Source organism: Chitinophaga sp. (genome assembly GCF_035538455.1).
In the GTDB taxonomy this organism is placed as follows: domain Bacteria; phylum Bacteroidota; class Bacteroidia; order Chitinophagales; family Chitinophagaceae; genus Chitinophaga.
In genome coordinates, this window is record NZ_DATLKJ010000191.1 from 19,761 (window position 1) to 34,991 (window position 15,231).

Sequence of the window (15,231 nt, forward strand, 5' to 3'; positions counted from 1 at the left end):
TGTCTTTAGTTGATCTTTATACGGGAAATCTTGCCATCCAGCCCGTTATTCCTGATAAAAGACACAACTACGTACTCATCTTCATAACTACGCTCAAAAGTATCAACAGTATACTCAGGAGCAATCCTTTTTACATTCACAATACAGAAATCATCGCCCGTAGACCCATCAGGGGAGTCATAAGTGGTAATGACGCATCCCGGTCTTACTCCGTATAGTTTCATGGAACGGATTTCATCATTTTTAACAGGACGAAAATTTTGTCCCGGAGTGTCTTCTACAGTTTGTACAATATTTTGTGTACCGTTGTTGCCTTCATAGAATACGATAATGCCCATAAGATTTGATTTTAGAAGTGATTGGATAAATGATTGAACAGTATTAGTTGATTTTTATACGGGAAATCTTGCCATCCAGGCCATTATTCCTGATAAAAGACACAACTACATACTCATCTTCATAACTACGTTCAAAAGTAGCAACCGTATACTCCGGGGATATCCTCTTCACATTCACAATACAGAAATCGTCATTCGTGGAGCCTTCAGGAGAGTCAAATACCATGATCTCACATCCCGCACGTACACCATAGATTTTCATAGAACGGATCTCATCATTTTTAACAGGCTTAAAATTTTGTCCCGGGGTGTCTTCTACAGTTTGTACAATGTTCTGTGTACCGTTATTGCCTTCATAGAATACGATAATGCCCATAATTTTAATTTTTAGGGTGATGAAAATAAATAGAAGAATCTTCCTGTTTCGGGCAGGAAAAGAGCTGATATAGATAGGGGAACAATAGGGCTTAACATGCTACATGTATGAATTCATGCAACATCTTTTTTTTGACTGTATAGTGAAAAGGATTTAGTTGTTAGATAAATGTTATTTTGAGTATTAAAAAGGATTTTCAATAACGCGCACTATAGTACTGTCATGCATTACAGTTTAACTTCCACTCATGTTCACCTGCTGAAATTAAGTAAAAAACGTTAACTATCAAAAAAACAATCCATCCAATTGTATCTTCGCGCAATGAGAACTTTGCTTGATACTTACGGAACACTACAGGAAGAAGATTATGAACAGCTGCACCAATTGCTCCGACCGGTACATCTCAGCAAACAGGACTATTTCATTAAAGAAGGTCAGGTATGCCGCCAACTTGCCTTTATACAGTCAGGGATATTACGGTCATACTATGTGAAAGACAACGGAGAAGAGATGACCGATTGTATCATGTTCGCCAGACAGTTTGTAACCGCCTATTCCAGTCTGATCACCGGCACGCCCGCCTATGAACATATACAGGCCATCACCGACTGTGAATTACTATCGCTGGACAGAGCAGATCTTCAACAGCTCTATAGCAGCAACATCCGCTGGGCCAATACCGGCAGGATACTGGGCGAAAGGGAATTTGTGCTGATGGAAGAACGTATCCGCTCCTTTCAGCAGCATTCTTCCGCAGAACGATATGCACAACTCATACAACTCCATCCTCGCATGATACAGGAAGTGCCGCTGCAATACCTCGCCTCCTACCTCGGCATCACTCCCCAGCATCTCAGCCGCTTACGCAAATCCACGCGCTGATTTCTTAACATTTGTTCAGCGCCAGGAAACAGGCTGCGACTAGCTTTGCAGCCATGAAAAAGATACTGATCATCAACGGACATCCCGACCGGGACAGATATAACAACGCATTACAGGAAGCATACAAAGACGGTGCACTCGAAACCGGCGCTATTATAGATAAAGTAATGCTGAGCGATTTACAATTTGATCCGAATCTACGCTACGGCTACCGCAAACGTATGGAGCTGGAACCGGACCTGCTGCAAGCCTGGGAGAAAATTCAGGCGGCACAACATATCGTATGGGTGTTTCCATTATGGTGGGGATTTACTCCCGCTGTACTGAAAGGCTTTATCGACAGGCTTTTCCTGCCGGGCCTCGCCTTCCGTTACAAAGCAGACGGCATCTATACGGAAAAACTATTACGGGGCCGCACCGCACATATCATCTGCACCATGGATTCGCCGGTATGGTACTACAAACTGGGGTTCCGCGAAACCGGTATACGTACCTTCCGCACCCAGATACTCAGCTACTGTGGCATCAAAACCACCACAACCACTTATATTGCACCCCTCAATCAGCTGAAGGAACAACAACGCAATAAGCATCTGGAAAAAATAAAAGCACTGGGCAGAAAGCTGAAATAATCATCCTGCGTCAACATAAAAATAAACGCCGGAAATCTTACGGTTCCCGGCGTTCAAACACTATAACAATCAACATGAAAACTATAACCACTTTCCAAACCTGCGGATAAACCACCCTTTCACCAGTTGCGTACAAATGCAGTACCCGGTCAGAATTACCAGCAGAAACGGGAAATAAATGAGTGGTAATGGTTCCATCTTCAGAGCGCCGGCCAGCGGCGAAAAAGGAATGCACATACCAACAACCATGATCAGCGAAGTAAGCGCTACCACCGGCGCCGTAGCCCAGCTCTGAATGAAAGGAATCCTACGCGTGCGGATCATGTGCACAATCAGCGTTTGCGACAGCAGCCCCTCTACAAACCAGCCACTCTGAAACAGCGCCTGGTGTTCCGGTGCATTGGCTTTGAAGAAAAAGAACATCAACGCAAACGTGATATAATCAAATATGGAGCTCACTGGCCCCACAAAGAACATGAAGCGTGCAATCCCCGAAGCATCCCATTTCCTGGGCCTTTCCAGGTAATCAGCATCCATCCGGTCCCAGGGAATAGAGATCTGTGATACATCATACAACAGGTTCTGCACCAGCAGCTGCACCGGCAGCATCGGCAGAAAAGGCAGGAACGCACTGGCCCCCAGCATACTGAACATATTACCAAAGTTGCTGCTGGCCGTCATCTTGATATACTTGATGATATTACCGAATGTCCGGCGCCCGTATATAACACCCTTACGCAGTACCATCAGGTCTTTTTCCAGCAGGATAATATCGGCGCTCTCTTTCGCAATGTCTGTCGCCGTATCTACAGAGATGCCCACATCCGCGCTGCGCAATGCCCCGGCATCATTAATGCCGTCGCCCATGAAACCCACCGTATGCCCCTTCGCCTGCAAAACACCCACTACTCTCGACTTCTGCGCAGGACTCAGCTTGGCGAATATGCTGATATTGTCTATCTCTTCCATGAGCATGGCATTACTCATCCTGTCCAGCTCACTACCCAGTACAATATTGTTTATCGGAATACCCACATCACGGCAAATCTTTTTGGTAACGATCTCATTATCGCCGGTAAGTACTTTCAGATCCACACCCAGTTGGTGCAATGCCTCAATCGACGGCCTGACAGAAGGTTTCGCGGGATCGAGGAAGCCAATAAAACCAGTGAGCACCATCCCGCTTTCGTCAGCTACGCCATAAGTGAGCGCACGGCTGTCCGATTCCTTGATAGCCACCAGCAACACACGCAGCCCCTCTTCATTGAGCCGCCGGGATATGCCGAGGATATTCCGGCGCATGGCATCGTCCATCGGAATTACCTTATCCTTCTCCGCGTGCAGGTCTTTGTCTTCTCCCGGTTCAAAAGCATGGGAGCACAGTGCCAGCATCTCTTCCACCGCACCTTTGCAGATGAGCAGGTGGCGCCCGTTGTGCTGCCGCAGTATCACAGACATACGGCGCCGCTGAAAATCGAAAGGTATCTCATCTACTTTGGTGAAGTATTCCGCAGCTTTCAGATGTTCATGTACTTCCACGTGCTCCAGCACCGCCTGATCCAATAGGTTCCGCAGGCCCGTCTGGTGATAACTGTTGAGATAGGCCCATTTGAGCACTTCTTCATCGTCTTCGCCCAGCATATTCAGGTGCCGTTCCAGTACAATCTTATCCATCGTGAGTGTACCGGTTTTATCAGTACACAGAATATCCATGGCGCCGATGTTTTGGATGGCATTAAGCCGCTTTACAATCACCTTGCGCTTGCTCATATTCATCGCGCCCCTGGCCAGGTTAGCGGTAACGATCATCGGCAGCATCTCTGGCGTAAGCCCTACCGCTACTGCAATGGCAAAAAGTAATGCCTCTATCCAGTCGTGCTTCACCAGCCCGTTGATTACAAATATCAGCGGCGCCATGATCAGCATAAAGCGGATCAGCAGCCAGCTTACACTGTTCACGCCTTTGTCGAAGCTGGTTTCCGCGCGCTTGCCCGTGAGAGATGCACTGATAGAACCAAAATAAGTCTGGTTACCAATATTCACAGCTACTGCCGTAGCCGCGCCACTCACTACGTTGGTGCCCATGAAACAAATGTTGTCAAGTTCCAGCGGCATACGGCTGTCTGCATCTGCAATACTGAACCCCTGCTTCTCCACAGGCAGCGCTTCGCCGGTAAGTATAGCCTGGCTTACAAACAAATCTTTCGACTGGATGATCCTGCAATCCGCAGGAATCATATCACCGGCGGAAAGCGAAAAAATATCTCCCGGCACTATTTCTTTAATGTCAGTTTCGCGGCTACCGCTGGCTGCCCGTAACACCAGCGCAGTGGTCTTCACCATACTCTGCAGCTGCTCAGCCGCCTTGTTACTCCGGAACTCCTGCCAGAAACGCAATACAGAGCTAAGGACGACCATTACACCCACAACGGTGACGGTCTTAAAATCTTCCTCTCCCGGCGCAGCCATGATCACATCCATTACCAGTGAAATAAGCGCAATCGCTATCAGCACACCAATAAACGGATTGATGAATGCCTGCATAAGCTGCTTGTACCATGCAGGAGCTTTCGTATGCGTCAATTCATTCAGCCCGAAGATCTTCCGTTTCGCCAGCACCATGGCCTCCGACAACCCATTCTCTTTGCTGTCGAGCATAGCGAGATAATCCGCTTTATCACTTCTGGCCACATTTTTTAGCTTGGTGGCTGCCGCCGCGTTAAAACCATCGCTGCTGGTCTGGATGGAAAAAGGCATGCGGCGTCTGATGGTCCTGGTCTTTGTTGTCATGGCTGCTAAATGTCTGATTGTTGTCCTGTTACTTCCCATTTTACTTTTATCACTTCCCGCTCTATCGTTAATCTCCCCGCTACTTTCTCCATGAGCGCATCCTGCGGGGAAGCGGCAGATATTTCAGCGGTGATGATAGCATTCTTCGGATCCCCGTTATCGCTGCTGGTGAGTGATCGCAGCATCAGTTTATCATCATTGCCCAGGTGCTGCATTAGCAACACACGGATATGATTCTCCACTGTCTCCCTGCATTTAATTGTGAAGAGATAATCTGTCTGTGTATCAAGCGTGCGTACCTTTGGCTGCTGCATCAGTAATATGCTCAATGGCCGCATCACGATATGTGTAAGGATAATAACAACAGTGGTCACCGCTGCCTCACCGAAGAGGCCAAAGCCTGCGAGAGATCCTACTGCCGCAGAGCACCAGATGGTAGCCGCAGTGTTCAGCCCCTGAACATTAAGCCCGTCTTTCATAATAGCGCCCGCACCGAGAAAGCCTATACCACTGATAATATAGGAGGCAACACGCCCTACCGCATCGCCGCCGATGTTCACTGAAAGACAAAGAAATGCCGCCACACCTGTGCATACAAGCGTGTTGGTACGAAGGCCCGCGCTCTTCTGCCTCCACTGCCGCTCAATGCCGATCAGTGCGCCCAGCAGGAAAGCAAGGCCAAGCCGGATGGTAAAATTCATTAAAGTCATCGCCGTTCTTTTAAACCGTGAAAAATGGCTTCCAGCGCCACCTGTTTAAAAGAACAGCGGCTCAGGAAGGATTACTGTGGGTGTCAGCAGGTCCTGATTCCATGATGATTCGTGTTTTGTTGACAATGCAAAAATAAGAAGGCCCCTTTACAGGGGCCGTTAGAGGGGCTTTAGAAAAAAATTAGAAATTTATTAGAACCAGACTTATTCCGCTCTCAGGCTTTTTACAGGATTCATCAACGCTGCTTTCATAGCCTGGAAGCTTACGGTGAGCAGTGCAATGACAATCGCCATCACACCAGCCAGCACAAACACCCACCACTGAATGCTGACACGGTAGCTGTACCGTTGCAACCATCCGGACATCAGCCACCAGGCAAGCGGGAATGCAATAACCGCGGAGAGCACAACCAGTTGTATAAAATCTTTCGACAACAACCCTGCTATACCCGAAACACTCGCCCCAAGTACCTTACGGATACCTATTTCGCGGGTTCTGCGCTCTGCGGTATAAGCGGCCAGACCAAACAAACCCAGACAGGAAATAACCACCGTCAGCACAGCAAACAACCTCGATAAACGCCCCATCAGCATTTCATTATTGAACATAGCATTGAACTCGTCGTCGGTAAACTTATAGCTGAAGGGATACTGCGGGTTGACTTTCCCCATAACAGCGCCGATCTTCGCCAACGCCCGTTCAGGATCACTGCCGGTTTTGATACGCACAAACATCACGGAAGCATCCCGGCCACTGCACAGGAAGATCACAGGATCAGGCTTTCCATACATATTTCCATAAACATAATCGTTCACCACGCCCACTACGGTAAAGGTATTAAAGGAACCGTTCGGACCGCCCGGCGACCTGACTGTCTTACCTATGGCACTTCCGCTGCCCATCATTTTGGCCATGGAGGCTGTGATCACTATACTCATCGAATCTGAAGCTGCCACCTGGCTGAAATCACGCCCCTCCAATACTTCCAGGCCAAAGGTCTTCATGAAGGCAGGACTTATTATCCTGTAAGACACCAGTACCTTTTCGGCAGGCTGCTGATCCCAACGGAAAGCATCTGTATTATTGCCATCGTAGATAACAGGATGACTGGCATAGGCTACATTCGCCACAACGCCCGTCGCCAACAGGTCCTCGCGGATAGCATCAAAATTGCGGGCCATATTGCCCTGCATATCCAGCATGAGCAAATTATCTTTATTGTAACCAATATTCCGGTGTTTGACGTGTTGTAATTGTTGGTAAATGATGATCGTGGAAATGATCAATACAATAGATACGGTGAACTGCACTACCACCAGCCCTTTCCTGATATAGGTTGCACTACCTGCCTTTAGCTTCAGCCCTTTCAGTACGGAGACCGGGTTGAAGGAAGACAGGTAGAGAGACGGATAACTCCCTGCTATCAGTCCGCATATCAATATAATCAGTACAATGGCGGTCCAGTGGGAGGGTTGTCCAAGCCCCAGGCCGATATGCTTGCCCACCATCGCATTAAAAGCGGGCAATATCAACGTGATGAGCAATACCGCCAGCAACGCCGCGATAGCAGACATCACCAACGCTTCGCCGGCAAACTGCAGCATCAACCTTCCTTTCCCCGCTCCCATCACTTTCCGGACACCCACCTCTTTGGCGCGCTTTTCACTACGTGCAGTAGCCAGGTTCATAAAATTGATACAGGCAATGAAAACAATGATCCAGGCAATAAGTGAAAACAACCTTACATATTCAATACGGCCGCCGGTCTGTTTACCGTCTTCAAAATGGCTGTGCAGTTGCCAGTCGTTCATGCTAAGCAGGAGCGGCGTGGCAATTTCTCCCCTTGTCATCTTTGCTACCGCTGCGGCCATCTTCTCATTAACAGCTGCTACATTAGCGCCGGGCGTCAGCTCTATAAAAGTATGGATGGAATTGTTGCCCCATTCATTCAACCAGGGGTTGGCCTGCAGATAAGTAGGAAATGGAGCCAGCCATTCAAAACGAATGGTATTATTCTCTGCGGGTTCCTTCAGCACCGCAGTAACCGTATATACGTCCTTGTTATCCACCGTCAGGGTACGGCCTACTACGTTTTTGTCTGTGCCGAAAAATTTGCGGGCAGTCTTCTGCGTAACAACCAGTGAATGAGGATCTGTGAAAATGGTACTCCTGTTGCCTTCCGCAATGGGCAGCGTAAACATACTGAAGATAGTACTGTCGGCATACAGACCCGAGGCATACACCTTAGTGTCGCCGTCAGTGAATAACATGGGAAAAGGATCTTCATTAGCCCGGCAGAAATTCGCTACACCCGGTATCCCCGCTTTAATAACAGGACCCATAGGACCAGGTGTAGACCAGAATGTGCGGATGTTGCCACTATAGTTCCAGTTCTGCACCACCACATGCAGCTGGTCCTTCTTTTCATGCGACCCGTTGTAGTTTAACTCATCTTCCACCCACAGGAAGATCACGCCGGCACAGGCAATACCGATCATCAGTCCGAAGATGTTCAGGAAGCTGTATCCTTTATTTTTCCATAAATGACGAAGCGCCATCTTTACATAATTCCTGAACATCTTTTTACTGATTTTTGGTTAAATATTAAACGTGTAATGTCAGATCGTCGTCCACATTCATCCGCATATGCAGCAGATGTCTTTCAAATCCCGCCTTTTCATAGGCATTGACAGCAGAAGTATTTTCATCGTATACATCCAGCCTCAGCTCCTTCACATCCTGCAGGTATGCCCATGCCTTCAGTGCCGCTATAATCCGCTGGTTAATCCCCTTTCCCCTGTGTTCCGGCTTTACGTACATAAAGCCCAGATAGGCATGCTTCCCATGCTTCAGGTAAGGCTTTGCATTTTCGATACGTGCATATCCGGAGCCAACCGCTTCACCATTCACAGTAGCCACTAATACTTCTACTTCAGGTGAATTAATCATCGCCTCAATGTCATAATAATGAATACTTCCGTCCTTCATTGTAACATTAAACGGCCTTTCTGCTGCTACAATGCCTTGCTCAAATTCAAGAAGTGTGTCAAGATCAGCCAGTACGGCTTTTCTTATTGCTATCAGTTCCATAATACCGGTGTTTAAAAAATTAAACCCCAAATTACGAAATCCGTATTACCATGCTCCGGGTATTATTCTCGGTATCATTCTGATCTTAAACTCGTTACGGGATTCATCAGCGCCGCTTTGATACTTTGGAAACTCACCGTAATAAATGCAATCAGCAATACCAATACAAACGGTAATGCAAACTGCCACCAGGTAATAACTGTATGGAAAGCATAGCCCTGCAACCATTGCGCTGCACTGTACCAGGCCAGTGGCGCAGCTACTACGAAGGCTAACAACACCAGCATAGCAAACTCTTTATATAACAACACAACGATACCTGTTACAGAAGCCCCCAGTATTTTCCTGATACTGATTTCTTTTGTGCGTTGCAGAATGGTAAAGGAGGCCAGCCCGAAAAGCCCCAGGCAAGCTACCAGTACTGCCAATGTCGTGAACAATCCGAACACACTGCCGAAACGCTGGTCTGCCCGGTATTGCTCATCGAAATGCTCATCCAGGAAAAAATATTCAAACGGATTGCCCGGGAAGAAAGTTTCCCAGTTACGTTGTATAACACTAATGGTCTGACGCGCTTCGCTGGGCGACATCTTCACAGAAAAATATCCCATTGCGCCCGCATCCAGGCGCAACAACAACGGCTCAAATGCTTCCTTCAGCGACTGCTGATGATAATCCTCCACCACCCCTTCAATCCGCAGCTTACGTCCCCAGAAATCAATCTCCTTGCCTATCGCATCCTGCGGATTAGCGAAGCCCAGCTCTTTAATACCGGTTTTATTGAAGATAACAGCATTACCATCCGCACCGAAATCCTTTGAAAAATTACGGCCGGCAATCAACTTCAGTTCGTAGGTTTTCACAAAATCATAGTCTACATCCAGTACCCGGTACTGTCTTCCGTTTTTGGGATCTGCTCCCCACAGGCGGATACCACCTGCATTCATCGGTGAACGGTCTCCCGGTATTACAGAAGAAACAGACACTCCGCGTATGGCCGACTCCTGTACTAAATGCTCCTTAAAAGCAGCCATGCGTTTTACAAACGTAGAGTCGCCACGTCCTGTAATTGGCGGATTAATAACCAGCGTCTGCGTAATATTGATACCAAGCGATTGAGAACGCATATAACTGATCTGACGAAATACCGTCAGCATTCCTGCCAACAGGAAAATAGAAGCCGCAAACTGCACCACCACCAGGGATTTACGCAGTGTGCCGCCTTGCCGCGATGATATAGCCTTTCCTTTCAGCACCACCACCGGCTTAAAGCCTGACAACACAAATGCAGGGTATAAACCAGACAGGAAAGATCCTGCCAGAAACAATATACCCAGCACCACCCAGAATGTCGCACTACGCAGCAATGCAAAAGAAAGCTGCTGGCCCGACAGGCTGCTGAACAGTGGCGCAGAAATCAGCACCAGTAACAGGGCGGCCCCTACAGCCATTCCGTTCAGCAGCACAGACTCCGTCATAAATTGAAATATCAGCTGGCTTCTCAAAGAACCTACCGCCTTGCGGACACCTACCTCCACAGCACGGTTCACAGACCTTGCCGTAGCAAGATTAATATAGTTGATCCATGCAATCACAATGATGAACACCGCGATACCAATGAGCAGGTATACCGTTTGCCCGTCACCGTTAGCCTCCGCTTCCAGCATGAAGTGTGAATAAAGATGAATATCCTTCAAGGGCTGCAGCGTAAATGCCACCTGCGATCCGTCCTGGCTTTCCCCCGCAAGCCTTTTTACCAGAGCCGGGAACTTAGCTTCCAGGGCATGTGGGTTTACACCTGGCTGCAACAACAGGTAGGTAAGGCAACCATCCCAGGACCACGCTGTTTCCGGATCATCCGGCTTCACGGCCTGCTGAAAGGTAGCATAGGAAAACAATATCTCCGGGTGCAGGTGAGTATTAGCCTGCATATCATTATACACACCTGTAACCTTAAAGGCATGCTTGTTATCTTGTGTAATAGTTTTACCTACCGGGTCTTCGTTGCCAAACAAACTGCGCGCAGTAGATGCAGATAAAGCCACTGTCCCCGGCTCTTTGAGAATAGTACTCACATCACCGGACAACAACGGATAGGAAAATACCCGGAAGAAAGCCTCGCTGGCATAAAACGCCCTACTTATTTTCAGGCTTTTATCGCCATATCCCAGCAGCAACGGCCGGAATCCTATCACTTTCACATAGTCCGCAATCTCCGGCAGATGATCCTTAAAACTATTACCAACAGCATAATTACCCGCTGCCCATTCTGTACTGAGCTTACCATCGTTATAACGATCCTGTTTTATCCGGAAGATGCGGTCGGCGTTTTGATGGAACCTGTCGTAGCTCAACTCGAATGATACATACTGAAGAATCAGCAAAGCAGCAGCTATACCAATAGCCAGTCCGGCTATATTAATAGTAGAGAAAACTTTGTTGCGGGAGAGATTTCTCCATGCGATCCTGATATAGTTTTTCAGCATGACGGGTACTTTTTTAACGAATGTCGTTCCTCAACCAATAAATTTGCCATATATATAAACCTTTACTGGTATTACATTCTAAGGAATCATTATTCTCCCGGGTGTTTCATAAGCGTACATACGGTGTCCATTTCCGGACATCCGGCTGCAATGTCAACCTTTTTTAATTAAGATATGATTAACCACTGCCACACTGGTATTTTCTATTCTTGTACAGATATATCAACTGATCACTACTATGCACCAGCCTTACCTGAAGAAAACAAACGGAGTATGGCATCTTTATCACGCGAACCTTACAGAGGCCTATGACCGGGAAGTCCTGCTGGCACGGGAAATGACCAGGCGCCAGGAAATTGCGGCAGAAAGAAATTTCAGAAGACTCATCTATATCTATGGGAATTTAGCCATCGAAAGTATGCACGACCTGGCGGAAATATTGAATGGAAGCGGCCGCGACATCGAGGGCAATGCCCTTATACATAAAGCGCACCTTATCTGCATGGAAGCTATTCCTTCAGAATTTAACCCCGGTAACGACGAAGTAATCTGGGAGATAGCAGAAAACAGACCCTGGCTCCGGTCGTTCTTCCTGGTAGCGCAGGAATACATGAAAGAAAAACAATACCGCAAAGCATTGGACAAAATCTACTACCTGCTGCAGATAGACCCGCAAGACCATTTCGACATTGTAAGCCTCATCCCCGAATGCTATATGCAGCTGCATATGTTTGAAACCTACCTCGACATCTACCACCGCATCTTTGCCGCAAGAGGCGGACTTGAAACAGAATACTGGGCCTTCCTCTCCTACTATAAACTGAACCGGCTGCGCGAAGCAGCAGAACAATTCAAAAAAGCCCGGCAACTATATCCGCACATGGCCACGGAACTGAGCAAAACTGTCCATCATTTCCAGGGCGATGGCTTCGGGCTCCTCGATACAGGAGAAGTAGAACAGGGCAGCAGGCAACAGGCATTCCGCTACTGGGTACACACACAGCATATGTGGAGCTCAGAACCTGACCTCCCCGAATTTCTGCGGTGTATCAGCTGACGTAAAGACACCCATTGCGGGCAGATTGCAGTAGCATTCATTAATTTGATTGCACTCAAAATAACTGTATGTCTGCAAGTCAGCATAATCCTCTGCCAATACATGATGCGGTAATACCGCCGCATCTCAGAAAATACCTTGTGCCATGGACGGAAGCCTCCTGGCAACAATATGCATTTGGACACGTACTGTTTCAGCAGTACCGTACCTGCCACTTCACCATCAAACATTACCGCGCACAAATCAGCAGGCAGGTGAACCTGTTGTATAGCCAGCCCCGCGCCATGACCGCTCTGCATTTCCTGCTGAGCGGCAACAACATAACCGGTGCCCTGCCGGATGCCGGCCGGGTATCCATCGCAGAAACCACTTGTAATATCCTTTATATACCCGCAGGTTATCATGAGATCACATTACAGCCTGGCGACTATCTCTCTGTACATATCGAACTGTCGGAGGATATGATTCATCTGGTCGCCGACGGATGGCCCCAGTTGCAGGAACTGCAGCAGCATATCAGCAGCACACCCGGAAAAGCTTACGTGCTGGAAAGCGTGCCCCTGGACTATGCAATGCAATGCCGCATCAACAGCATGTTCAATACCGGTAAAACAGCACCGGCACTCACACTCGAGCTGAAAAGCCGGATCATAGAACTGCTGCTCTGCTATCAGCAGGGCACACAGATAGAACGGGACCGCCTGTCGCTACCAGCGATAACCTACCGCAATCAGCTGGTATGTATCATGGAAAGCATACAACGGCAGCCCAATATCCACGAACACTCCCTGAAGCGCCTCGCGAAATCTTATTATATGTCAGTAAACACACTGAGTGCAGGTTTTAAAAACCTCTTCGGACACCACCTCTCCGACTTTGTATTGCAGCAATGCATGCAGAAGGCGCGACTACTGATAGAAACACGTACGCATACACTAAACGACATTGCCTTTGAGTTGGGCTATTCAGACAGAACCAATTTTTCAAGAGCCTTCAAACGGTTTCATGGTGTATTACCAAGGGAGGTGCAGGGCGTGTGCAGACAGAAGTAATCATGCGCCCGGTGAGGTGATATGCAGTACGTCGTCTGTGAAGTAATAATCCAGTGTACCTGTACTTTTAAGGGCCTCCATGAAGGAGTCAAGGCGGCGCAATTTATCAAGACAGCCGGTATACTTTTCATGCGCCATCATGGGATCATCAAACACTACTTTCACATCAAACCAACGGGGTATCATAGCAGTTACCTCACTGAGCTGCATGTCGTGGAAGTAGAATTTTCCATTCATCCAGGAGAGTGCATTCGGCTTTTCAAAACTGTTCATTGACACATGCCTGCCGCTGAACACCGCTTCCTTACCAGGGCGCAGAAGGGTATGCTGGTTGTGCTGCACTACATCCACAGCGCCCTTTACTAATGAAGTTTTGATCCTGGTATGATCATAGGTATTCACATTGAATTCGGTACCCAGCACGTGTATGGTGTTCCCGGGGGTATATACCGTGAAAGGATGCTGCGGGTCATCAGCAATTTTGAAGTAGGCCTCCCCATCAAGATATACGGTCCGGGTACTGCCGAAGGCTGCAGGGAAGCGCAGTGTGGTGGATGCATTCAGTCTTACCGAAGATCCGTCAGGCAAAATGACGGTATAATCGAGCCTGGCCGGAACCTGTAACTCATTCATCCCGGCAACGCCGCCGCCTGTACTGACAATGTGCATAGATCTGTTATTCGCTGCTACTTTGAGCGTCGACATCGTGATGCTGATAGTATCCTTGTTCTGAAAAGGAACCTCTCTGCCGTCGGATAACTTCAGACGCACACTACTTTTGCTGCGCGCTTCCGCCACCTTGTTCAGGAGAAGTTTCTCCTGGGAATACTGGATGCTGATGTAACCAAAAGCGCCCAGCATAACGGCCATAGTAACCATTATAGTAAGAAAACCAAAAGCATGTATATAATCGCGGCGCATAAGACGGTCTTCCACCTCAAGCCAGCTACCGCCTGCATCATCTATATTTTCATAGGGGTTAATAGCACCCTTGCGGATCATACGGCGATATTCCTTTGCCACTCTCCGGGCATTGGTCACCTGATCCATGAGATAACATAGTTCACTGGTATCCTTGTCACACCGTTTTTTTGACTTACGTCGGTTCAATAGTAAATAAAAGCGCGTCCAGAGATTTTTCAACATAAATACATTTGTTTGTTAAACATACCCGGATGGCCTGGTTGTCTTGTATTCATCTGGAATAATTTCTTTGTTCGAACTATCAGCCGGCTGCTGAAAGTGTGTACAGTCATCATTTGTGCTATTACTTCCTGCGGTCAGTTTCTCCGGGTGAGGGAGAACAATGGATCTTCCCTGTGACAGCGATAGTGATTCATCTGTTGACTGCTCCTGTTGTTTCTCTTCTAACGTCAGAATAGCCTTTTTATGTATCAATTATGAAGAGATATAATTTCCAGGCCTGAATCTTCATTCAGGTATAGTTTCCGTGACCAGGATGCTGCTAGTGTGTTTCTGTACAAGGTCTCCACCGAAAAATTCTTCTTCCCGGAATAGTAAAACCCTGTCGTGTAACAGGCAGTAGTATTTCAAACAAACCTTTTCCAGATACTTCTTTATCTCCGGATATTATCCTGTGAGTACGGGTCAGGGGCAATTTCGGATTTTCTGTTAAGCAGATTTCTAAAAGGCTAAAATTGAAATGCTACAACATATTAACGATCAAAAGAGATATTCGGATTTTCTATCGCCCGTTTTATCCGGCCAGTTACGTACTCTACCTTGCTACATCAGCCACCATAGATACTTTACAGGCATATCCAATAGTGAATAAATGCTGACAAAAAGTGGATTAA

Annotated in this window: 12 protein-coding genes; 4 read left to right on the plus strand and 8 right to left on the minus strand. The window is 47.6% G+C overall.

Translation table 11 applies throughout. The annotated features are described in order from the left end of the window. Positions 1-5: 5 nt before the first annotated feature. Both VM802_RS22915 and VM802_RS22920 read right to left on the minus strand, forming a co-directional pair. Positions 6-338 (minus strand): hypothetical protein, encoded by a 333-nt coding sequence (locus tag VM802_RS22915; RefSeq protein WP_325534982.1) that lies wholly within the window; start codon positions 336-338, stop codon positions 6-8. A 43-nt stretch (positions 339-381) separates the two neighbouring features. Then, positions 382-714 (minus strand): hypothetical protein, encoded by a 333-nt coding sequence (locus VM802_RS22920; protein WP_325534984.1) that lies wholly within the window; start codon positions 712-714, stop codon positions 382-384. 321 nt (positions 715-1,035) lie between these two features. Between VM802_RS22920 and VM802_RS22925 the strand changes: the two genes are divergently transcribed. Beyond that, positions 1,036-1,596 (plus strand): Crp/Fnr family transcriptional regulator, encoded by a 561-nt coding sequence (locus VM802_RS22925; protein ID WP_325534986.1) that lies wholly within the window; start codon positions 1,036-1,038, stop codon positions 1,594-1,596. A 53-nt stretch (positions 1,597-1,649) separates the two neighbouring features. Continuing rightward, positions 1,650-2,228 carry an NAD(P)H-dependent oxidoreductase gene (locus VM802_RS22930; RefSeq protein ID WP_325534988.1) on the plus strand — a complete coding sequence of 193 codons (579 nt, stop codon included), beginning with the start codon at positions 1,650-1,652 and terminating at the stop codon, positions 2,226-2,228. A gap of 81 nt (positions 2,229-2,309) precedes the next feature. On the opposite strand, the gene mgtA is transcribed toward VM802_RS22930, so the two are convergent. The 5 genes from mgtA to VM802_RS22955 form a co-directional block, all read right to left on the minus strand. Further along, a complete protein-coding gene (mgtA, locus tag VM802_RS22935) occupies positions 2,310-5,018 on the minus strand; it encodes a magnesium-translocating P-type ATPase (protein WP_325534990.1) in 2,709 nt (902 codons plus the stop codon). A gap of 5 nt (positions 5,019-5,023) precedes the next feature. Continuing rightward, positions 5,024-5,728 carry an MgtC/SapB family protein gene (locus tag VM802_RS22940; protein ID WP_325534992.1) on the minus strand — a complete coding sequence of 235 codons (705 nt, stop codon included), beginning with the start codon at positions 5,726-5,728 and terminating at the stop codon, positions 5,024-5,026. 204 nt (positions 5,729-5,932) lie between these two features. Continuing rightward, positions 5,933-8,308 carry an ABC transporter permease gene (locus VM802_RS22945; protein WP_325534994.1) on the minus strand — a complete coding sequence of 792 codons (2,376 nt, stop codon included), beginning with the start codon at positions 8,306-8,308 and terminating at the stop codon, positions 5,933-5,935. 25 nt (positions 8,309-8,333) lie between these two features. Then, positions 8,334-8,819: a GNAT family N-acetyltransferase gene (locus VM802_RS22950; RefSeq protein WP_325534996.1), complete on the minus strand. Its 486-nt coding sequence runs from the start codon at positions 8,817-8,819 to the stop codon at positions 8,334-8,336. Positions 8,820-8,893: 74 nt separating this feature from the next. After that, the gene (locus VM802_RS22955) at positions 8,894-11,305 is read right to left on the minus strand and encodes an ABC transporter permease (RefSeq protein ID WP_325534997.1); all 2,412 of its coding nucleotides are present in this window, start codon (positions 11,303-11,305) and stop codon (positions 8,894-8,896) included. A gap of 238 nt (positions 11,306-11,543) precedes the next feature. On the opposite strand from VM802_RS22955, the gene VM802_RS22960 reads away from it, so the two are divergent. Next, positions 11,544-12,362, plus strand: coding sequence for a tetratricopeptide repeat protein (locus VM802_RS22960; RefSeq protein WP_325534999.1), 819 nt, complete (start codon positions 11,544-11,546; stop codon positions 12,360-12,362). A 68-nt stretch (positions 12,363-12,430) separates the two neighbouring features. Further along, entirely contained in the window at positions 12,431-13,414 is a 984-nt protein-coding gene (locus tag VM802_RS22965) for a helix-turn-helix transcriptional regulator (RefSeq protein ID WP_325535001.1), read from the plus strand. Here VM802_RS22965 and VM802_RS22970 read toward each other — a convergent pair whose 3' ends face one another. Further along, positions 13,415-14,560, minus strand: a complete 1,146-nt coding sequence (locus VM802_RS22970; protein ID WP_325535003.1) for a FecR family protein — start codon at positions 14,558-14,560, stop codon at positions 13,415-13,417. It lies immediately after the preceding gene. Between the last annotated feature and the right edge of the window lie 671 nt (positions 14,561-15,231).